Source organism: Shewanella sp. SR44-3, assembly GCF_014163735.1.
Lineage (GTDB): Bacteria > Pseudomonadota > Gammaproteobacteria > Enterobacterales > Shewanellaceae > Shewanella.
In genome coordinates, this window is sequence record NZ_JACJDV010000105.1 from 1 (window position 1) to 576 (window position 576).

The window sequence follows — 576 nt, forward strand, 5'->3', positions numbered from 1 at the left end:
TTTTCACTCAGAAAGGCTGGATAACAGGAGATTAATACATTTGATGAAAACGTTATATGCCCCCCTCCCACCGGAGGGGTGGGATTATTGGCTCGACAAAGATACACTCATGAATATAATTTTTGTGTTGTTTGTTTTTGCAGCTCTATTTTTAGTATATAAACATCAAGAGTTTAAGCAGATTAGGCGTGTCAGAACGTATTTTATTGTTTTTTTTATAGGAAGTACTCTAGCTTATAATTTGACAATGTCAAACATCCGCGCAGATAAAAGGCAGTATCAAATTTATATTGATAATAGCGCTAAACTTGAAACCTTTAGCGGGGTGATTGAGTTTGTTGGTAATAAAAAAAAGGCTTGGCCTGGGCATTTCCATAAATACGATGATGATTATCTCTGGGATGTGTTCACTATTATTACACCAGACGATGAGTGGAGCGTTATTTGGGAGATTCAGACGCGAGAACACTCCGACTTAACTAAGCCACCCTGTTACGAAGGGGATATTTTTACTTTGTTATTACCCTATGTCGGTAAAAAAGTCACAATCAGGTATTTCAGTTTTATTTCGAGTTA

1 protein-coding gene is annotated in these 576 nt (G+C 36.8%); it reads left to right on the forward strand.

Going from position 1 to position 576, the window contains the following annotated elements:
* Positions 1-109: 109 nt before the first annotated feature.
* Positions 110-576: hypothetical protein (locus tag H5073_RS18010; RefSeq protein WP_259394952.1), on the forward strand; the 467-nt coding region annotated here is incomplete at its 3' end.